Annotated in this window: 14 protein-coding genes and 1 tRNA gene; 11 read left to right on the forward strand and 4 right to left on the reverse strand. The window is 64.1% G+C overall.

Translation table 11 applies throughout. From position 1 onward, the window contains the following. The first annotated feature begins 99 nt into the window (after positions 1-99). The 9 genes from EPK82_RS00655 (at position 100) to EPK82_RS00695 (ending at position 13,860) form a co-directional block, all read left to right on the forward strand. The gene (locus EPK82_RS00655) at positions 100-3,567 is read left to right on the forward strand and encodes an indolepyruvate ferredoxin oxidoreductase family protein (protein WP_134675494.1); all 3,468 of its coding nucleotides are present in this window, start codon (positions 100-102) and stop codon (positions 3,565-3,567) included. An 80-nt stretch (positions 3,568-3,647) separates the two neighbouring features. Continuing rightward, positions 3,648-4,760: a Leu/Phe/Val dehydrogenase gene (locus EPK82_RS00660; protein WP_047585723.1), complete on the forward strand. Its 1,113-nt coding sequence runs from the start codon at positions 3,648-3,650 to the stop codon at positions 4,758-4,760. Positions 4,761-4,836: 76 nt separating this feature from the next. Further along, positions 4,837-4,911 (forward strand) — tRNA-Arg (locus EPK82_RS00665). Between the two features lie 348 nt (positions 4,912-5,259). Further along, a complete protein-coding gene (locus EPK82_RS00670) occupies positions 5,260-6,594 on the forward strand; it encodes a lysine N(6)-hydroxylase/L-ornithine N(5)-oxygenase family protein (protein ID WP_208651069.1) in 1,335 nt (444 codons plus the stop codon). Then, positions 6,591-7,790 carry an MFS transporter gene (locus EPK82_RS00675; protein WP_134675496.1) on the forward strand — a complete coding sequence of 400 codons (1,200 nt, stop codon included), beginning with the start codon at positions 6,591-6,593 and terminating at the stop codon, positions 7,788-7,790. Before EPK82_RS00670 ends, EPK82_RS00675 begins: the two co-directional genes overlap by 4 nt. After that, on the forward strand, positions 7,780-8,364 hold the full coding sequence (locus EPK82_RS00680) for a GNAT family N-acetyltransferase (protein WP_167494313.1): 585 nt from the start codon (positions 7,780-7,782) through the stop codon (positions 8,362-8,364). The genes EPK82_RS00675 and EPK82_RS00680 overlap by 11 nt, the downstream gene beginning before the upstream one ends. After that, the gene (locus EPK82_RS00685) at positions 8,361-10,223 is read left to right on the forward strand and encodes an IucA/IucC family protein (protein ID WP_134675497.1); all 1,863 of its coding nucleotides are present in this window, start codon (positions 8,361-8,363) and stop codon (positions 10,221-10,223) included. Before EPK82_RS00680 ends, EPK82_RS00685 begins: the two co-directional genes overlap by 4 nt. A 163-nt stretch (positions 10,224-10,386) precedes the next feature. After that, positions 10,387-11,571 (forward strand): aromatic ring-hydroxylating oxygenase subunit alpha, encoded by a 1,185-nt coding sequence (locus EPK82_RS00690; protein ID WP_047585713.1) that lies wholly within the window; start codon positions 10,387-10,389, stop codon positions 11,569-11,571. 102 nt (positions 11,572-11,673) lie between these two features. Next, entirely contained in the window at positions 11,674-13,860 is a 2,187-nt protein-coding gene (locus tag EPK82_RS00695; protein ID WP_134675498.1) for a TonB-dependent siderophore receptor, read from the forward strand. A 39-nt stretch (positions 13,861-13,899) separates the two neighbouring features. On the opposite strand, the gene EPK82_RS00700 is transcribed toward EPK82_RS00695, so the two are convergent. The 4 genes from EPK82_RS00700 to EPK82_RS00715 all read right to left on the reverse strand — a co-directional run bounded on the left by EPK82_RS00700 (position 13,900) and on the right by EPK82_RS00715 (position 18,586). Further along, positions 13,900-14,766 (reverse strand): ABC transporter substrate-binding protein, encoded by an 867-nt coding sequence (locus EPK82_RS00700; RefSeq protein WP_037055669.1) that lies wholly within the window; start codon positions 14,764-14,766, stop codon positions 13,900-13,902. Continuing rightward, positions 14,763-16,766 carry a Fe(3+)-hydroxamate ABC transporter permease FhuB gene (gene fhuB, locus EPK82_RS00705; RefSeq protein WP_244229795.1) on the reverse strand — a complete coding sequence of 668 codons (2,004 nt, stop codon included), beginning with the start codon at positions 16,764-16,766 and terminating at the stop codon, positions 14,763-14,765. Before fhuB ends, EPK82_RS00700 begins: the two co-directional genes overlap by 4 nt. A 54-nt stretch (positions 16,767-16,820) precedes the next feature. Further along, positions 16,821-17,570 (reverse strand): siderophore ferric iron reductase, encoded by a 750-nt coding sequence (locus EPK82_RS00710; RefSeq protein ID WP_037055672.1) that lies wholly within the window; start codon positions 17,568-17,570, stop codon positions 16,821-16,823. 479 nt (positions 17,571-18,049) lie between these two features. Beyond that, complete coding sequence (locus EPK82_RS00715; protein ID WP_051800647.1) at positions 18,050-18,586, reverse strand: RNA polymerase factor sigma-70; 537 nt, start codon at positions 18,584-18,586, stop codon at positions 18,050-18,052. A gap of 317 nt (positions 18,587-18,903) precedes the next feature. On the opposite strand from EPK82_RS00715, the gene EPK82_RS00720 reads away from it, so the two are divergent. Both EPK82_RS00720 and EPK82_RS00725 read left to right on the forward strand, forming a co-directional pair. Continuing rightward, positions 18,904-19,122: an MbtH family protein gene (locus EPK82_RS00720; RefSeq protein ID WP_037055675.1), complete on the forward strand. Its 219-nt coding sequence runs from the start codon at positions 18,904-18,906 to the stop codon at positions 19,120-19,122. Between the two features lie 2 nt (positions 19,123-19,124). Next, positions 19,125-19,856 (forward strand): thioesterase II family protein, encoded by a 732-nt coding sequence (locus EPK82_RS00725; protein ID WP_037055704.1) that lies wholly within the window; start codon positions 19,125-19,127, stop codon positions 19,854-19,856. Positions 19,857-19,868: the final 12 nt, after the last annotated feature.

Here is a 19,868-nt window from a genome sequence, read left to right on the forward strand (position 1 = left end):
TTTAGGCAAATCCGTCGTGGTGATCCTGCGGCCGGATGCAACGGAGCGCGTTTACCGTCGCGCTCCTCGTGCTCGCCATAAGAATAAAAGGAGCGCTCCATGTCCCTGGCCGAAATCCGCCTGGATGACAAATATCGCCTCGCTACCGGTCACCTCTACCTGACCGGCACCCAGGCCCTGACCCGCCTGCCCATGCTGCAGAAGCAGCGTGACGCCGCCTTCGGTCTGAATACCGCGTGTTTCATCTCCGGCTATCGCGGCTCGCCCCTGGGCGGCCTGGACAAGAGCCTGTGGGACGCGCGCGACTACCTCAAGCAGAACCACATCCACTTCCAGCCGGGCGTCAACGAGGAACTCGGGGCGACGGCCGTGTGGGGCAGCCAGCAGGCCAACCTGTTCCCGGGGGCACGCTACGACGGCGTGTTCGCCATGTGGTATGGCAAGGGGCCGGGGGTGGACCGCAGCGGCGACGTGTTCAAGCATGGCAACTCGGCCGGCGTTTCCAAGCACGGCGGCGTGCTGCTGCTGGCGGGCGACGACCATGGCTGCAAGTCCTCGACCATCGCTCACCAGAGCGAGCATGCCTTCATCGCCGCGTCGATTCCGGTGCTCAATCCGGCCAACGTTCAGGAGGTCCTGGACTACGGCATCATCGGCTGGGAGCTGTCGCGCTACAGCGGTTGCTGGGTGGCGCTGAAGACCATCGCCGAGAACGTCGACTCCTCGGCCGTGGTGGATGTCGACCCACTGCGCGTGCAGGTGAAGATTCCCGAGGATTTTCAGCTGCCCGAGGATGGCGTGCACATCCGCTGGCCGGACCCGCCCCTGGCGCAGGAGAAGCGCCTCAACGTCTACAAGATCTATGCAGCTCGCGCGTTCGCGCTGGCCAACAACCTCAACCAGGTGAAGCTCGATTCGCCGAACCCGCGGCTGGGCATCATCACCACCGGCAAGTCCTACCTGGACGTGCGCCAGGCCCTGGATGACCTGGGTCTGGACGAGGCGCTGTGCGCCAAGGTCGGTCTGCGCGTGCTCAAGGTCGGCATGAGCTGGCCGCTGGAGCCGGTGTCCGTGCACCAGTTCGCCGAAGGGCTGGACGAAATCCTGGTGGTGGAGGAGAAGCGCAGCATCATCGAGGACCAGCTCACCGGTCAGCTCTACAACTGGCCGGTGGGCAAGCGCCCGCGCGTGGTCGGCGAGTTCGACGAGGAGGGCGGTTCCCTGCTGCCCAACCTGGGCGAGCTGACCCCGGCGATGATCGCCCGGGTGATCGCCAAGCGCCTGGCGCCGATCTACAGCAGCCCGGTCATCGAGGAACGCCTGGCCTTCCTCGACGCCAAGGAAAAGGCCCTGGCCGCGCCCAAGCACAAGACCGTGCGCACCCCACACTTCTGCTCCGGCTGCCCGCACAACAGCTCGACCAAGGTACCGGAAGGCAGCCGCGCGCTCGGCGGCATCGGTTGCCACTACATGACCCAGTGGATGGATCGCAGCACCGACACCTTCACCCAGATGGGCGGTGAGGGCGCGACCTGGATCGGCCAGGCTCCCTTCACCGACACGCCGCACGTGTTCCAGAACCTGGGCGACGGCACCTACTTCCACTCCGGGCACCTGGCCTTGCGTGCCGCCGTCGCGTCCGGGGTCAACATCACCTACAAGATCCTCTACAACGACGCGGTGGCCATGACCGGCGGCCAGCCCATCGACGGCGAGCTGCGCATCGACCAGCTCAGCCAGCAGGTGCATGCCGAGGGCGTCAAACGCATCGCTCTGGTCAGCGACGAGCCGGACAAGTACCCGACCCGCGCCACCTTCGCGCCGGGCGTGACCTTCCATCACCGCCGCGAACTGGACGCCGTGCAGCGTGAGCTGCGCGAGTTCAAGGGCGTTTCGGTGATTCTCTACGACCAGACCTGCGCGACCGAAAAGCGCCGTCGGCGCAAGCGCGGCAAGCTGGTCGACCCGGCCAAGCGCGTGTTCATCAACCCGGACGTGTGCGAAGGCTGCGGCGATTGCAGCGTCAAGTCCAACTGCCTGTCGGTGCTGCCGCTGGAGACCGAACTGGGGCGCAAGCGCGAGATCGACCAGAGCGCCTGCAACAAGGACTACAGCTGCCTCGAGGGTTTCTGCCCGAGCTTCGTCACCGTGCATGGCGGCGGCTTGCGCAAGCCCGAGGCCGTGGGCCTGGGTGCCCTGTTCATCGCCTTGCCGGAGCCGAAACAGCCTGCGCTGACGCGTCCCTGGAACATTCTGCTGCCCGGTGTGGGCGGCAGCGGCGTGACCACCGTCGGTGCGCTGCTGGGCATGGCCGCGCATATCGAAGGCAAGGGCTGCACCGTACTCGACCAGGCCGGCCTGGCGCAGAAGTTCGGCCCGGTGATCACCCATATCCGCATCGCCGCGCGGCAGAGCGATATCTACGCGGTGCGCATCGCGGCCGGGGAAACCGACCTGTTGCTGGGGTGCGACCTGGTGGTGGCTTCCAGCGAGGAGTCGCTGGCCAAGCTGAATGACAAGATCGCCCACGCGGTGATCAACAGTCACGAGTCGGCCACGGCCGAATTCACCCGCAACCCCGATGCCCAGGTGCCGGGCGCGGCGATGCGCGAGGCGATCAGCGAGGCGGTGGGCGAGGGCAAGACCCGCTTTGTCGATGCAACGCGCCTGGCCACGCGCCTGCTCGGCGACAGCATCGCCACCAACCTGTTCATGCTCGGTTTTGCCTACCAGCGCGGCCTGGTGCCGGTTTCGGCCGAGGCCATCGACAAGGCCATCGAGCTCAATGGCGTGGCCGTGCAGTTGAACCAGCAGGCGTTCCTCTGGGGGCGGCGCGCGGCACATGACATGGCTGCGGTGGAGAAGCTCGCCGCGCCCAAGGTGGTCGAGGCTCCGCATTGCAGCACGCTGGACGAGATCGTCGCCGACCGCATGCAGCGCCTGAGCCTGTACCAGAACGGCGCCTACGCCGAACGTTACCGGGCGCTGGTCGAGCGCGTGCGCCAGGCGGATAGCGACGCCGGGCAGGCGCTGAGCAAGGCGGTCGCGCGTTATTACTTCAAGCTGCTGGCCTACAAGGACGAGTACGAAGTGGCGCGGCTGTACAGCGAGGCGACGTTCCGCAAGCGCCTGGAAGAGCAGTTCGAGGGCGACTACCAGTTGCAGTTCCACCTGGCACCGAGCTGGTTGAGCAAGCCCGATGCGGTGACCGGCGAGCCGCGCAAGCGCAGCTTCGGTCCCTGGATGCTCAAGGCGTTCGCGCTGCTGGCGCGCTTCAAGTTCCTCCGCGGTACGGTGCTCGACCCCTTTGGGCACAGCACCGAGCGACGTCTGGAACGTGAGCTGATCGAGGAGTACGAGGCCAACCTGGCTTACCTGCTCAGCGAACTGAACGCGGACAACTACCGCACCGCCGTGGCGCTGGCCGAACTGCCGGAGCAGGTGCGCGGCTATGGCCACGTCAAGGAAGCCGCCATGGCCAAGGTGCGCGAGCAGGCCGTGCAGCTCAAGGCCCGCATGACCGTCAGCGAGATCGCGGCGGTGCAGCTGTTCGAACCGGCTGCCTGATTCTTCAACCATCCACCTTGCCACCCCCTCCCGTGCGGGAGGGGGATGGCCTTTTACGATCTGAATACCGAGGTGATTCGATGTCCGTCTTCACTCATGTCGACTTCGACCAGCACGAACAGGTGGTCTACGGCCACGACCAGGCCAGCGGCCTGAAAGCCATCATCGCCATTCACGACAGCACGCTCGGCCCGGCGCTCGGCGGTTGCCGCATGTGGAACTACGCCAACGACGACGAGGCCCTGCGCGATGTGCTGCGTCTGTCACGTGGCATGACCTACAAGTCTGCGCTGGCGCGTCTGCCGCTCGGAGGAGGCAAGGCGGTGATCATCGGCGACCCGCACCGCGGCAAGAGCGAGGCGCTGTTCCAGGCCATGGGCGACTTCGTCGACAGCCTGGGCGGACGCTACGTCACCGCGGCGGACTCCGGCACCGGCGTGAACGAGATGCGCATCATGGCCGAGCGCACGCGCCATGTCGCCGGTGCCGGGCAGCGCGAGGCCTTCGGCGGTGGCAGCCGCGATGGCGACCCATCGCCGTCCACGGCCTATGGCGTGTTCATCGGCATCCAGGCCGCTGTCGCGCATCGCATGGGGCGGGCGGATCTGAATGGCATCCGCGTGGCCATCCAGGGAGTGGGGCAGGTCGGTTTCCACCTGGCCAGGTTGCTCCGCGAGGCCGGTGCGCAACTGTGGGTGACGGACATCTTCGAGGCCAACGTGCAACGTGCGGTCGCTCAGCTGGGGGCCACGGCTGTCGACCAGAACGCGATCTACGGCCTCGACGTCGACGTGTTCGCCCCCTGCGCACTGGGCGCGATCATCAATCTGCAGAGCCTCGAGAACCTGCGTGCGCCGATCATCGCCGGCGCGGCCAACAACCAGCTGGCCGACGCCAGCCTGGCCGAGCTGCTGCGCCGCCGTGACTGCCTGTATGCGCCGGACTACGCGATCAATGCCGGCGGCATCATCGATGTCTGCTACGAGCGCACCGGTGGCAGCGCCGCCGAACTCAAGGCACATATCGAGAGCATCGGCCCGACCCTGACGGAAATCTTCCAGCGCGCCGAACGGGAAGGCGAGACGACCACCGCGATAGCCGACCGCATGGCGCTGGAGCGCCTGCACGGTGGTGTGCCCAGCGTGCGTGCCTCGACAGCCTCTGCGGCGGTTGCCCACGGCTGGCAGCGCTAGGCCGCGAACGGATCGCGACATGACAAACGCGCCGGTCGTCGCTAAGATGCCGCCCGGCCGTTGCGAATACGGCCGTGTCCCCTTAGTTCAACGGATAGAATAAGCCCCTCCTAAGGGCTAGATGCTGGTTCGATTCCAGCAGGGGACGCCATCTTCTTTTTCGCCGATCTGGCGTGCTTCTCCTCCTTAGCTCCCTGATTCTGCATGAGCGACCTTCGCTCGCCATGCCGTCCAGTCGCCTCGCTGTATCCCTCTCTTCGCTGTCGCTTCGCAGATCCAGAGCATGCTGTCTCTGGATGCCTCGCTGCGTCTTCTTTCTGGTCGGCAAGGGCTCTAGAACGCACCTTCTGCGCCCCGCTTGGCTGTCCCGGTCCCGGTTTGTCAGTCCTGTGCTAAAGCGCTCGTCCCGATATGAGTATTTATTCTTATACGCTATTGCAAATCATTATCACTGAGCTCTAGTATCGGCCCACTTTCATCCGGACTGATGAGGCGCAACGTGACCACGGAACTGCCCTACGACTTCATTGCAATAGGCATCGGGCCTTTCAATCTCGGGCTGGCATGCCTTGCGGAGCCTCTGGGAACCCGCAGCCTGTTCCTCGACAGGAAGGCCGAATTCAGCTGGCACCCCGGCATGCTGCTGGACGGCACCACGTTACAGAATCCCTTCCTCGCCGATCTGGTCTCGATGGCCGATCCCACCAGTCGTTTCAGCTACCTCAACTACTGCAAGCAGCAAGGCCGCTTGTACAACTACTACATCCGCGAGAACTGGTACCTGTCGCGTCAGGAATTCGATCGTTACTGCAAATGGGCGGCGGCGCAGCTCGACAACCTGCGCTACCAGCACGACGTGCAGGAGGTCTGGTACGACGAGTCGCTGCCTGGCTACGTGCTGGCCGGTGTGCGCGGCGATACCGGCGAGGGTTTCCAGTACCGCTGTCGCAAGCTGGTGATCGGTATCGGTGGTGTGCCGCACATTCCTGTCTGCTGCAGCCCCGGCGACGCTCGCCAGGCGGTGCATACCTCGGGTTATCTGGACAGCAGGGAGGCACTGCAGCGCTGTCGCAGTATCACGGTGATCGGCAGCGGACAGAGTGGCGCGGAAGTGTTTCAGGACTTGCTGGAGCAAGCCCCGCAGCATGGATACCAGCTGAACTGGGTGACCCGTGCGCCGCGCTTCTTCCAGATGGAGAATGCCAAGCTCACCCTCGAGTTGATCTCGCCGGACTATGGTCGCTATTTCTATGGCCTGGGCGAGGGGGTCAAGCAGCAGATCCTCGACGACCAGCGCAGTATCTACAACGGTATCAATCAGTCGCTGATCGAGCGCATCTACCAGACCCTCGATGAGCGCCAGCAGCAGGGACTCTCCGGTGCCAGGCTGCTGCCGAATCTGGCGTTGCAGCAATGTCGGCGCGAGGGTGGCGGCCAGTGGCAGCTGGAGTTCCAGCATGGCCAGACGGGTGCCCGCTATGGTCACGCGACGGATGGCCTGGTGTTCGCGACCGGTTATCGCTACCAGCTGCCGAGTTTCATCGAGGGCATTCGTGCGCGCATTCGCTGGGATGCGCAGGGGCGCTACGCAGCGTCGCCGAACTGGGCGGTAGATCATCAGGATCGCGAGATCTACGTGCAGAACGTCGGCTTGCACAGTCATGGCCTGACCAACCCGGATCTCGGTCTGGCGTGCTGGCGCAATGGCCGGCTGCTCAACGAGCTGACCGGGCGCGATGCCTATCCCTGCGAAGCGCGTACCACCTACCAGGACTTCCAGCCGCCAGCCGACAGCGGTTTCGTTGCGCTCGGGCCGGGGAGCGCCTCTGCATGAATCTGCGTACCACCATTCTGATCATGTCGGGCTTCGGCGTGATCAGCGATTCGATTCTGATCGCGTTCTACCCGCAATTCTTCGAGACCCGTTACGGCGTGACCAGTCCGGTGCATGTGGGCGCCTACATCGCCGCCATCTCGATTGCGGTGATGTGCATGTTGCCCGTCTGGGCGCGTGTCGCCAGGCGTATCGAGACCATGCACCTGCTGTTCTACACCCAGGGAGTGGCTGCACTGTTCTGTCTGGCTTCGATCTGGGCGCCGAGCGTCGAGAGCTACTGGCTGCTCAGTCTGATGATGTTCATGACCAAGGCCAGTTACCTGCTGATGTTCCCCTACCTGATGCGCCTGGAGGCGCCAGAGAATCACAGCCTGGTGATCGGTCTGCTGTCGGTGGTCATCCACATCGGCGCGATCTTCGGTGCGGCTGTCGGCGGCATGGCGCTGGAGCAGTACGGGCCCAGCTTCTGCATCGCCCTGATGGCGGCCGGTGACCTGGCGCAGATGGCCCTGTGCCTGTACCTGATCCGCAGCGGGAAAGTGGTCAGGGTGCTCAGTCGCGAGGAGAAGACCGGTCAGGCACCGGTGCCGCGGCGTAGCCCGCAGGCGCTGTCGGCGCTGCTCAAGCTGTGCCTGCTGATGTTTCTCTTCGACTTCAGCGCCTATCTGGTACGGCCTTTCTTCACCCTGTACTGGGAGGCACGTACGGGGCTGCACGAGCCTCTGCTGACCGGCCTGGTGTTCGCCATCCCCGGCATCGTCGCCTTGCTCGCGCTGCTGCTCAAGCATCTGCTCGCGCAGTCACCGCGCTGGGTCGATCACACCCTGTTCAATCTGCTGCTCGGGGCATCGGGCCTGGCGCTGCAGGCCAGCGAGTCGCTGGAGCTGATCATCATCGGTCGCTGCCTGTACGGGTGGGCGCTGTATCAGGTGATCGTCAAGCTCGAGGTCACTCTGTTCAAGGTCAGTACGCCGGATGCGTATGCCCGTGATTTCGGCGTCACCAACTTCTTCCAGAACCTTGGCGTGCTGCTGTCCTCGTTCGGCGCCGGGTTCCTGGTCAACCTGGTCGGTATTCCGCTGACCTTCGTCATCGCTGCGGCAGGCCTGCTGCTCACGGCGATCATCGACCGCGGCTGGTTCGGCGTCGATCGCCGGCATGCCGCTCAGGGAGAACTCTGCCATGCCAACTGAGGCCACAGTGTCGCGCCATCCGCGTGCATCGCTAGACCCGCAATTCAGCCTGCGCCCGTTGCGTCTCGACGAGGATGTCGCGGTGATCCACCCCTGGTACCAGATGGACTACGCCCATTACTGGAACATGCAGGACATGACCCTGGAGGCGACCCGCGACTTCTACGCCGATGCCATGGGGAGCGGCCACATGCGTGCCTTCATGGGCTGCTATCGAGGTACGCCAGCGTTCGTCATGGAGTGCTACGACCCCCGGCACGACCCGCTCGGTGAGCTCTATGCGGTGCAGCCTGGCGACCTCGGCATGCACTTTTTCGTCGGTCCGAGCAAGGAGCCGATTCGCCACTTCACCCGTGACGTGCTGCGCGCGGTGATGGCCTTCCTCTTCGACGAACTCGGTGCCCGCCGCGTGGTGGTGGAGCCGGACATTCGCAATCACAAGGTGCATCGCCTGAACCGTCTGGTCGGCTTCGTCGAGCAAGGCCCTGTCGATCTACCTGCCAAGACCGCTCTGCTGGCGTTCTGCACGCCCGCCGACTTCTTCCAATCACTTGAAGGATCAAGCCCGCTATGACTTCTCCTCGTCTGGATCATCCTGCCGACGCCGTCGCCCACCTCAGCCCCGAGCTGTGGCACAGGGTCAACCGTCTGCTGGTGCGCAAGGCCATCGCCGAGTATGCCCATGAGCAGCTGTTCGACCCGCGCCGGCTGGGCGCAGCCGAGCGTGAAGGCTGGCAGCGCTACGAGCTGCGGGCAGATACCGAAGGCTGTGTGTACCACTTCGAAGCGCGCACCATGGCCTTGCGCCATTGGCACATCGAGCCGGCCAGCATCGAGCGCGTGCTCGATGGCCAGCAGCAGGTGCTCGATGCGCTGACCTTCGTCATCGACTTCAAGCGGACGCTGGGCATCCCGGCGGACAAGCTGCCGGTGTATCTGGATGAGATCAGCAGCACCCTCTACGGTGCGGCCTTCAAGCACGGCGAACGGGCACTGAGCAGTGCCGAGTTGGCGGATGCCGACTACCAGACCATCGAGGCGGCGATGATCGAGGGCCATCCCGGCTTCGTTGCCAACAATGGCCGCCTGGGTTTCAACGCCTTCGACTATCACGCCTACGCACCGGAAACCGGCTCGCGCTTCGCTATCATCTGGCTCGCGGTACACCGCGACAACGCACATTTCGCCGCCGTGCCGGGGCTGGATCACGAGCAACTGCTGCGCGACGAGCTGGGCGAAGAGCAACTGCTGGCCTATCGCAAGCAACTGCAGGAGCAGGGGCTGAATAGCGATGACTACCTGCTGATGCCGACGCACCCCTGGCAGTGGTTCAGCAAGCTGAGCCTGATGTTCGCCGCCGATATCGCCCAGCGCAAGATCGTGCCGCTGGGGCGCAGCAGCGATGAGTACGTGGCCCAGCAGTCGCTGCGCACCTACTACAACATGTCGCAACCGCAGCGTTGCTACGTGAAGACTTCGCTGTCGATCCTCAACATGGGCTTCATGCGTGGCCTGTCGCCGTACTACATGGCGGGTACGCCGGCGATCAACGCGTATCTGGATCAGCTGATCAGCAGTGACCCGGTGCTGCAGGCGTACGGTTTCAGCATCCTGCGCGAGGTCGCGTCGGTCGGTTATCGCAACCGCTACTACGAGGCGGCGCTGGAGACTGACAGCCCGCACAAGAAGATGCTCTCGGCGCTGTGGCGGGAAAGCCCCGGCAGCCGCCTGCAAGGCGGCGAGCGGCTGATGACCATGGCGGCGCTGTTGCACGTCGACCCGCACGGTCAGGCACTGCTGCCCGAGCTGATCCGCCGCTCCGGGCTCACCGCGCAGGCCTGGATGCGCCGCTACATGGATGCCTTCCTGCGTCCGCTGATGCACTGCTTCTATGCCCACCACCTGGTGTTCATGCCACATGGCGAGAACCTCATCCTGGTGCTCGACGGCCATGTGCCGGTGCGCGCGATCATGAAGGACATCGCCGAAGAGTCGGCCATCCTCGACAAGGATGCGCAGATGCCAGTGGGCCTGGAGCGTCTGGCCGTGGACGTGCCGGAGGACTACAAGATCCTCGGCATCTTCATCGATGTGTTCGATGGTGTGTTCCGCCACATGAGCCAGATTCTCGAAGAGAACCAGTGCATGAGCGAAACCGAGTTCTGGCGTGGTGTCGCCGAGTCGGTGATCGACTATCAGCGTGCGCACCCGGAACTGGCCGAGCGCTTCGCGCGTTACAACTTCTTCGCGCCGAACTTCCTGCATTCGTGCCTGAACCGTCTGCAGCTGAAGAACAACCTGCAAATGGTCGACCTGGCCAACCCGGCAGGCAGCCTGATCATGGCCGAGCCGCTGAACAACCCGGTCGCTGCGTTTGCACCTCGCAACGAGCACGAAACGGCACCACGGCGTATCGCCGAGCTGCAGCGCTAGCTGCTCGCCCCGTCAGGCAACGCCGGCGGGGCAACGATTTCCATGGCCCGGATTGGGTCATAGCCCAGAGCCTGAGGCGTTGCTGCGCCGACGCGGGCGGGATCGGTACATGCCGTTTTCCGCCAGCCGGTGCCCGCCTTGAGCTCGCTGCAAGGAGCCAAGCATGTACAACCCCAGTCGCACCGCTCAATTTGCCGCTACGCCCTACGATTTTCGCGCCACTCAGCCGCAGTTGCCGATCCACAGCTACTGCGATCCGGCGATCTACGAATGCGAACAGGAGCTGATCTTCCGGCACTGTGCCAACTACATCGGCCACGAGAAGATGGTGCCCGAGCTGGGCGACTGGTACGCGCTGCCGCATGAGGAGCACAGCCGCATCCTGGTGCGCAACGAGCATGGCGTGGAACTGCTGTCCAATGTTTGCCGTCACCGCCAGGCGCTGATGCTTGGCGACTTCAGTCCCGGCAGTGATGCCGACACGGTGCGCCGTGGCAACCTGCGTACCACCGGTGGTCGCATCATGTGCCCGCTGCACGCCTGGACGTACGACACCAGCGGGCTGATCGTGGGGGCGCCGAAGTTTCCGGAGAAACCCTGCCGGAACCTGCCGCGCTACCCCCTGCATAACGTCTCCGGCTTCCTGTTCGAAGGGCCACGCGATCCGGTCGCGGACATCGGCGCGTTGTTTCGTCGTCCGGACATGGACTTCTCCGACTACCAGCTCGATCACGTCGAGATGCACCCGTGCAAGTGCAACTGGAAGACCTTCATCGAGATCTACAACGACGACTACCACATCGCCTCGTTCCATCCCGGTCTGCGCCGTTACGTGCGCAGCGAGGGGCTGCAGTGGGATTACGGCGACTGGTACAGCCTGCAGCGTATCAACGTGAACCCGAACCTCGCACGTGCCGGCACCGATACCTACCGCGCCTGGCACGAAGGCCTGATGGCCGTGCATGGCGATGCCGCACCAGCGTTCGGCGCGATCTGGGCCAGCTACTACCCGACCCACATGATCGAGGTATTTCCCCACGCTCTGGTGCTTTCCACCGTTTACCCGAAGGGCGTGCACGAGTGCCTCAACGTCGTCGAGTTCTATTACCCGCAGGCGCTCTGCGAGAACAACCGCGAGCTGGTCGAGGCGCACCGCGCGGCCTACATGGAGACCGCCATCGAAGACGACGAGATCGCCGAGCGCACCGATGCCGGCCGGCGGGCGCTCTATCAGCGCGGTATCGATGACAGTGGCCCGTACCAGATACCGCTGGAGGAGGGCATGCAGCACTTCCATGGCTGGTATCGCCAGGTGATGGGGCAGGCCCTGGCTGCCCAGCACCGTTGAGACATGCAGATCGGAGCGGCATGGAGGTTATTGCGATGAACTGAAGTCCCCTTGCGCTGTGCCCACGCTTTATCCAACTCAATCAAGAAAAAGTGTCTGCCCATGAAAACGATGTATCACTCAGAACACCGGGTGCGCCTGCGCGCTGCCTGCAGTCCCCGCGTACTGGCCATGGCGCTGTGCGTGTTGCCGTTGGCCTGGCCGGTGGTGGCCGCCGAAGTCGATGAGGATGGCGATGCGCTGGTGTTGCAGCCCATCAGCGTCACCGGCGTCAACCGGGCGCCGCCGGTCGTCACCGAACAGAGCGACTCCTACACCCTGGGGAGCAGCGGTACGGCGACCAAGCTCGACCTGACGCCGCGGCAGACGCCGCAGACCATCACCAGCGTGAATCGTCAGCAACTCGACGACTTCAAGCTCGGCAACGCCAACGATGCCTTGCAGGCGGCGGGCATCGGTGTACAGCGCGTGGAGACCGACCGCACCTACTTCACCGCGCGTGGCCTGGACGTGAACAACTTCCAGATCGACGGCATCGGCGTACCTTTCTCCTCTGAAGAGCAGATGGGTGACATCGATACCTTCCTCTACGACCGCATCGAGATTCTCAAGGGCGCCAATGGCCTGACCTCCAACCCCGGCAATCCGTCCGCGACGATCAACTTCGTACGCAAGCGACCGACCCGTGAGACCCAGGCGCAGCTGGGCTTCAGCTATGGCTCCTGGCAGACGCGGCGCCTCGAGGCCGACGTGTCCGGCTCCCTCAACGACAGCGGTACACTGCGTGGGCGCGCTATCGTCGCCGGGCAGGAGGGCAATTCCTACCTGGATCGTTACCAGCCGAGCAAGACGCTGTTCTCCGGCATCCTGGAGGCCGATCTGACCGACAGCAGCACCGCGACCATCGGCTACTCCAAGCAGCGCAACCGGCCGGAAGGGATCATGTGGAGCGCGTTGTCGCTGTACTACACCAATGGTTCCAAGGTGCATTACGACCGCTCGCACAACACCGCGCCGGACTGGAGCTACTGGGACACCGATGACGAGCAGACCTTCGCCGAACTGAAGACCGACTGGGGCGACGGCTGGCAAACCCAGGTGACGCTCAACTACCGCGAGATCGGTTCCGACGCCGAAATGCTCATGGCTGGCGGTGTGCCGGATGCCACCACCGGGCTTGGCCTGTACACCTACGGGTCGAAGTTCGATCGTACCGAGCGTCAGCTGCTGGGAGACGCGTCGGTGAAGGGGCCGTTCGAGCTGTTCGGTCGAACCCATGAGGTGGTCCTGGGCAGCAACTGGTCGCGTACCCGTGCGCACTGGACATCCAGTGACGATGCCATCGTCCAGTCGCTGCCACCGGTGTGGGACTACGACGGCGACTACCCGCGTCCGGATTTCGCCAACGTCACCAGCTGGGCCGACTACACCGTCTACCGCCGCAGCTACTACGTGGCCGGGCATTTCTCGCTGAGCGACCAGCTGAAGCTGATCACCGGCGTCAACCACACCAACCTCAAGAGCAGCGGTGAGCGCGTCGGTGAAGGCCATCAGTACGACAAGAACAAGTCGACGCCCTATGTCGGCCTGACGTACGACCTCAACGACAACTACTCGCTGTACACCAGCTACACCGAGATCTTCAGTCCGCAGTACCAGGTCGATCGCAACCATGCCTTGCTCGAGCCGATCGAAGGCAACAGCATCGAGGGCGGGATCAAGGGTGAGTGGTTCGACCGTCGTCTCAATGCCAGCTTCGCGCTGTTCCGCACCAAGCAGGACAACACCCCCGAGTACGCCGGCTTCGATGCGGCGGAGGGCTTCTCCTACTATCAGGGCGTGGACACCAAGGTCGAAGGCTTTGAAATGACCGTGGCGGGGCAACTGACACCGGGCTGGGAGGCCAGTGCGGGCCTGACGCATCTGTTCTCTCTGCGCGATGGCGATGGCAGCAGCACGCGCACCTTCATTCCGCAGAACACCCTCTACCTCGCGACCACCTATCGGGTGCCGCAGGTGCAGGGATTGAAGGTGGGGGGCAGCGTCAACTGGCAGAGCGAGATCTTCCGCGAGCAGGGCACTTCGACGACCGGCGAGACCATCGTCAGCCGTCAGGGCTCCTACGCGGTGGTCAATGCACTGGCGAGCTATGACATCGACCCGCACTTCAACGTATCGCTCAACGTCAACAACCTGTTCGACCGCAAGTACCTGACCAGCCTGTACTGGGCGCAGTCGTACTACGCACCGTCGCGCAATGCGACCCTGAGCCTGACCTGGAAGTACTGAGTCCCTCCACCAGCCCCGCCTGAACCCAGGCGGGGCTTTCTATTCAGCCGGCAGCTTCAGCAGCGCTTCGCTGATGGCTTGCGCCAGGTACTGCACGCTGAACACGCCGCCGTGAGTCCAGGTCGCGCGCATGCTGGTCAGGCGCTGCTGGCGCACGAATGGCATGGCCTGCCACAGCCGTGTGGTGAACAGACGCTCGTGCTGGGCGAAGGGTTCGATGTAGATCACCACGCCATCCTCGATGCTGCCGAGCTGGGTAACCGGCGCCTGGGTACTGCCCCAGCGGCTGACCGGTACCGCTTGCGCAGGCTGCAGGCCGAGCAGGGTCATGGCGTGCTGCGGTAGCGAATTGGGGCCGAAGATGTACACCTGGGTCGCTGACGCGAAGCGGATCAGGGTGACCTTGGGCAGTTCGCCCGCAAAGTGAACGAGCAACTGCTGGCGCAAGGCGTCGATGCGCTGTTGCATCTGGCGCAGGCGCCGGTTTGCCAGGTCGCTGCGTTGCAGGCGTGCGGCCAGATCCAGATAGTTGCTGCGCTGCAGCTCCAGGTTGTCCTGTTTCTGGGTGAAGTCGCCATAGCTCAGCACCGGCGCGATGCGCTCGAGGGGCGCGCGTATGTCCTCCAGCAACGGGGTGATCAGGATCAGCTCGGGGCGCAGCTGCGCCAGCCGTTCCAGATTCGGCTCGGTGCGACTGCCGGCGTTGACCACATCGGCTGGCAGCGTCGGGCGTACCACCCAATCACGATAATCCGGAGCATCGGCCACCGTCAGCGGGGTGATACCCAGCTGCAGCAGGTGCTCGGCAGGTTCCCAGCTCAGTGCGGCAATACGCGGCTCGCCCGACAGGGCCAGTGGCGAGCAGGCGAGCAGGGGCAGGCACAGCAACAGGGTACGGCGCTTCATGACAGGCGTCTGTGCAGCAGAAGAAGGATGAAGTAGCTGCCGCAGAGTATCGATGCAACGATGCCCAGCGGGATCTGCAGCGGGAATATCAGGTTGCGGCCGATGGCATCGGCCAGCAGCATCAGCAGGCCACCAAGCAACGCGGCGAGCGGCAGTTGTTGCTGAACGCGCCGCGCACCGAGGGTCGCCGCCATGTGTGGTGCGAGCAGGCCAAGAAAACTCACCGGGCCGACGAGGCTGGTCACCAGGGCGCAGAGCAGGGCCACCAGCAACAGCAGCGCCAGGCGCGTTGCCGGCACATCCAGACCGCGCCCGTGAGCGATGCCGTCTCCCGCCGTGAGCAGGTCCAGCGCGCGCTGCCAGAACAGGCTGAGACCGATCAGCAGGCTTACGCCGACCCCCAGCACGCAGGCTTGCAGCGCGCTGACGCGGTAGGTCGAGCCCGCCAGCCAGCCGAGCAGCGCCAGGGAGTCCGACGACCCCTGGCTGAGTGCCAGTTGCAGCGCAGTGTTGAGCAGGGCCGCGAGCGCCATGCCGACCAGCACCATCAATCCTGGCGAGTACTGCTGCTTGCGCCCCAGCAGGACCAGCGTCGCCAGGACCAGCAGGCAGCCGATGAACGCGGCAATCGGCGCAAGCAACCAGAACAGCGCCTGGCCGAACAGCAGCAGGCTGATCATCACCACCAGCGCTGCGCCGGCGCTCAGGCCAAGAATGTCCGGGCTGGCCAGCGGGTTGTGCAACAGGCGCTGCAGCAACACGCCGGCGACGGCCAGGCCTGTGCCGGCGGCTGCCGCACTGAGCAAGCGCGGCCAGCGTAGCGACCACAGCACGTCCGATGGCCAGGCCAGCTGCCAGCCCTGTGGTTCAAGCTGCAGGCACAGGCCAAGCAGTGCAGTGAGTGCCGTGGCCGATGCCAGCAGCCACCAGGTACGACCGCTGCAGCGCTCGCGGCCCCGCGGCAGGTCCAGCGACTGCCTGGTTTCCGCAGCGCGCTGCTGCCGGGACAGCCAGAGCAGGGCCGGCGCGCCGACCAGCGCGGCAACCGCGCCTGTCGGTATCTGCTCGCCCAGCCAGCGGCTGAGCAGCAGCGCCATGGCGTCGCTGGCCAGTAGCACCAGCATGCCCAGCAAGGCGCTGTAGAGCAGCTCGTCGCGGGCCGTGCGTGCGCCGCACAGATGCGCCAGATTGGGAGCCAGCAGACCGATGAAACCGATCAGGCCGACTGCGGTGATGGCTGCGGAAGTCATCCACAGTGAGGCGAGAAACAGCGTCAGTAGCGCTGGCCACAGATTCAGCCCGCGCCCCTGGGCGGCAGTGCCGCCCAGCTTGAGCAGCGTCAGCGCGCGCGGCGCCAGCCAGAGCAGCAACAGCCCCGGCAGCAGTTTGGGCCAGAGCCAGCTGACCCAGGACCAGTCGATCTGCCCCAGGTCGCCCGCGCCCCAGATGAACAGGCCGCGTGTCTGCTGCTGGTTGAGTATCAGCACGGCAATGGCCAGCGCACCGAGCAGCAGGTTCATGGCCATGCCCGCGAGTATCACCGGCAAGCCGGCGATGCCATCACGTCCGGCAATCAGCAGGACCAGCCCCACGCTCAGCAGCGCCCCGGCCAGTGCAGCCCAGTGACCTTGCACGGCAGCGAAGGCGGGGAAGGCCAGGCTGACGACCAGCAGCCCGAGCCAGGCGCCGGACGCGGCACCCAGGGTCATGGGGGATACGAGGCGGTTCTGCGTCAGTTGCTGCAACAGGCTGCCGGACAGCCCCAGGGCCGCGCCCACCAGCAACGCCATGACCATGCGCGGCAGGCTGGCCAGGTGAAATTGCAAGGCGGTGAAGCTGTCGCCTTCGGGGAAGTTCAGCGTCCAGTGATCGAGGCTGAGATTGAGGTGCAGCAGGGCAATGAGCAACAGTCCGAGGAGCGTCAGAGCGTAGCGGCAAGCATCCGCCTTCAGCGGCCGGCAATCGTCGACCGGGTACTGTGCGCTGTCGACTTCAGCCAAATCGGGGCGCTCTGTTGTCACGAAGAGGGGCGTGGGCCGAGCAACGTGCGAGCATCAGCAGACCAGCTCTTCGCGAAAACGCTGCAGGCGCTCGGCGGGTTTCAGTCTTGGACAGCCGGCACAGGGCTCGCCATCGGCGCGACGAAAGTGTTGGCAGCAGGCATTGCGCCCCAGTGCCAGGCACTGGCGACCGTCGTCCAGGCTGACTTCGATCAGCGGGCTCTTGCCTGGCAGTCCCAGTGCTTGCAGCCACTGTTCTTCCAGCTCGCGCAGCTGTGCATTGCCCAGGTTCTGGTGGCGTTGCAGCAGAAGCAGTGCCGCGCGGGCGCAGTCGGCGATCAGCAGGCGGGCCAGCTTGGGGTAGATGGTGGAGACGCTGTTGAACTCCTCGAGCTGATGTTCCAGCAGGTTCATCAGTCGTTCAGCTGCGTTCTCGACCAGTTTCCGGTCGCCTGTGCACAGCGCGCAATCAGGCGGAAGGTTGAAACCACCGACGAAGCCCTGCTGGATCGACTGCCCCATTCGCTTCAGGCAGGGCACGCGGCGCTCCAGGTGAGCGGCCAGCAGGCTGAGGTAGATGGGTTGCCAGATCAGCAGGGTCCAGCAGCGGGTGGACCAGTAGTGTCGCCCGGCCTCGGGGTGGGCATGCTGCCAGTAGTCATGCAGCGCGGCGATGCGCTCCTGATTGCCCTGGCCTCCGCACAGGAGCTGGTCGCTGCGCACGGGAGCCACGTTGCCGTTCAAGCCTGGCAGGCAGAGGGCGACGGACTTGAGCAGGGCGTCGAGGTCGGTGGCAGGGTGCATGGCGATCGAATCCGGAAGCTTCGCGAATGGAGCGCGTCGGTAGAAGCGGCCGGAGTAATTTAGCAGTCAAATACGAGTGATACAAATTATCATTTGCGTGCTTGGTGTGCGTCACGCACAAATAATGCCCTCGCCAGATGGGCCTTGGGGCCTGGGCGTACGGGCATTGGCGTTCAGAACACCACGTATTCCGCCTTCCTCGCAATTCTGTTTCATGGCTGCAAGCCCCGAAGTTTCTGGCGTTAGGTCAGAGCGGAACACCAGAAGCGTCAAGAACATCAGAATTAGGTTCGTCACGTCTCCAGCAGCCCGCTGGGGGTAGGTGCTGCGGGTTGGAAAGCCGGGGTACGTTTGGGGGTATGCAATGAATATCGAAATACTCAAGGCCAGTTATCACGAGGCCTTGATTGGCTATGCTCGATTCTGGCAGGGCTATCTGCCAGTCCCCAACGGGCGCGTCGTTTATCTTCCCGTTCCTTTCAGCGTGCCTTGCTTTCGATGCGCTTGAGCGCTTGCCGGCAGTGCAGCAGTGCATCACGCACCATGAAGTTCACCAGGGTCGGTGAAACCCCCAGTTCCTTGGCAATGTCGTTCTGCGTCCGTCCGTGCAGTTTGTACATCTCGAAGGCGTAGCGAGTGCGCTCGGGCATCTGCGCCAACGCCGAGGAGAGCATCTCCAAGGTTTCTCGACTCTCGTGGCTGGTCTCTGGTGAGGCTCCAGGGGCAGCGATATACAGGCCTTCTTCCTCGCTGCCGGCATAGCGTTTCTCCAGAGCCTGGCGGCGATAGAGGTCGATCGCCAGGTTACGCACCACGCGTAACAGGTAACTGCTCTGCGACTGGATGTTAGGGACCATGCTCGCGGCGCTGAGCTTGATATAGGCGTCGTGCACCACATCTTCGGCGTGGCTGCGGCAGCCGAGGATGCGTGCCGCAGCGTTGATGAAGGTCTGCCTGCGGGTGACGAACAGGTCGTGCAGGGCCATATGCTGCTGGGGGGGGAGCGTCTTGGGCATGAGATGTTTCCTATGCGGCCAGAGCGTGATGGGCGTCCACATGGGGGAGATCTGACGCGAATCCATTGCGCGGGTCTTTCGCCCTGCCTGGCGGTTCCTGCGCCGGTATCGAGGCGGCCAAATCTAATGTAGTTGATAATTATTATCAAATCATACGTGGCCTCTGACTCGATCAAAAATCAAAACGTTCAGTCGGATGAGAATGCCTTCTCAAGTGGCGCGCATGATAATTAATCTCATGAGTTAATCCTAATTATTCGCTCCTCTCCTTCGTCTTCATCGGAAAGCCGCCCAACCCGGGCGAGAAGGAGGCAGAGATGGCATTTGATCGCGACGACGCGACATTCAAGGTTCTCGTCAATCACGAGCTGCAGTATTCCCTGTGGCCGGACGACAAGGCGGTGCCCACTGGCTGGCGTGAGACGGAGCAGCGAGGCAGCAAGGCGGAGTGTCTGGACTACGTTGAGCGGGAGTGGGTCGACATGCGCCCACTGAGCTTGCGTCAGGTGATGAGCGGCGAGGCTGTGGAGCGGTGATGATGCCTGGCCGCCTGCACCTGTACTGCCTGCCGTATTCCGGTGCCAGCGCGATGGCCTATGCGCGTTGGCGTCGTTCATTGCCGGCTTCGGTCGAGGTGTTGCCGCTGGAGTTGCCAGGGCGTGGTCGGCGTTTCAATGAGCCATTGCAGACCGATATGTACGCGCTGGCCAAGCAGCTTGCGGCCGAGTTGAGCGAGTCGCTCAAACAGCCCTACGCCCTGTTTGGTCACAGTCTCGGTGGCCTGCTGGCTTTCGAATTGGCCCATGCGCTGCGCCAGCTCGGCATGCCTGCTCCGCAGGCGCTGTTCGCTTCGGCAGCGCCGGCGCCGTCGCGCCGTGAGAACCACCTAGAGCTGGCGCAAGAGCAGAGCGATGAGCAGCTGCTACTGCGCCTGCGGTCCCTGGGGGGAACGCCCGCAGCCGTATTTGACGATGCGGAGATGCTCAGCCTGACCCTGCCGGTGTTGCGCGCCGATTTTCTGCTGTGTGGCCGTTATCGCTACTACCGCCGTGCGCGGCTCGGTTGCCCGATCCATGTACTTGGCGGCAAGGCGGATCGGGTATCGATGGATGCGCTGGCGGCCTGGCAGGACGAAACCGCCGATGACTTCTCTCTGGAGATGTTCGAGGGCGATCATTTTTTCATCAACGCCTGCGAACAGCAGTTGCTCGAATACATGTTCGGCAAGCTGCGTGAGAGTGGGCGGGATCTCCGGGCTATCGAGGCCTGAGAGGAGCATGCG

Origin of the sequence: Ectopseudomonas khazarica (genome assembly GCF_004521985.1) — a bacterium.
Lineage (GTDB): Bacteria > Pseudomonadota > Gammaproteobacteria > Pseudomonadales > Pseudomonadaceae > Aquipseudomonas > Aquipseudomonas khazarica.

Bases quoted from the DNA above. Each gene is read 5' to 3' on its own strand.
- EPK82_RS00655 (WP_134675494.1), top strand. From the start codon at position 100: ATGTCCCTGGCCGAAATCCGCCTGGATGACAAATATCGCCTCGCTACC.
- EPK82_RS00660 (WP_047585723.1), top strand. From the start codon at position 3,648: ATGTCCGTCTTCACTCATGTCGACTTCGACCAGCACGAACAGGTGGTC.
- EPK82_RS00675 (WP_134675496.1), top strand. From the start codon at position 6,591: ATGAATCTGCGTACCACCATTCTGATCATGTCGGGCTTCGGCGTGATC.
- EPK82_RS00680 (WP_167494313.1), top strand. From the start codon at position 7,780: ATGCCAACTGAGGCCACAGTGTCGCGCCATCCGCGTGCATCGCTAGAC.
- EPK82_RS00685 (WP_134675497.1), top strand. From the start codon at position 8,361: ATGACTTCTCCTCGTCTGGATCATCCTGCCGACGCCGTCGCCCACCTC.
- EPK82_RS00690 (WP_047585713.1), top strand. From the start codon at position 10,387: ATGTACAACCCCAGTCGCACCGCTCAATTTGCCGCTACGCCCTACGAT.
- EPK82_RS00695 (WP_134675498.1), top strand. From the start codon at position 11,674: ATGAAAACGATGTATCACTCAGAACACCGGGTGCGCCTGCGCGCTGCC.
- EPK82_RS00700 (WP_037055669.1), bottom strand. From the start codon at position 14,766: ATGAAGCGCCGTACCCTGTTGCTGTGCCTGCCCCTGCTCGCCTGCTCG.
- EPK82_RS00710 (WP_037055672.1), bottom strand. From the start codon at position 17,570: ATGCACCCTGCCACCGACCTCGACGCCCTGCTCAAGTCCGTCGCCCTC.
- EPK82_RS00715 (WP_051800647.1), bottom strand. From the start codon at position 18,586: ATGCCCAAGACGCTCCCCCCCCAGCAGCATATGGCCCTGCACGACCTG.
- EPK82_RS00720 (WP_037055675.1), top strand. From the start codon at position 18,904: ATGGCATTTGATCGCGACGACGCGACATTCAAGGTTCTCGTCAATCAC.
- EPK82_RS00725 (WP_037055704.1), top strand. From the start codon at position 19,125: ATGCCTGGCCGCCTGCACCTGTACTGCCTGCCGTATTCCGGTGCCAGC.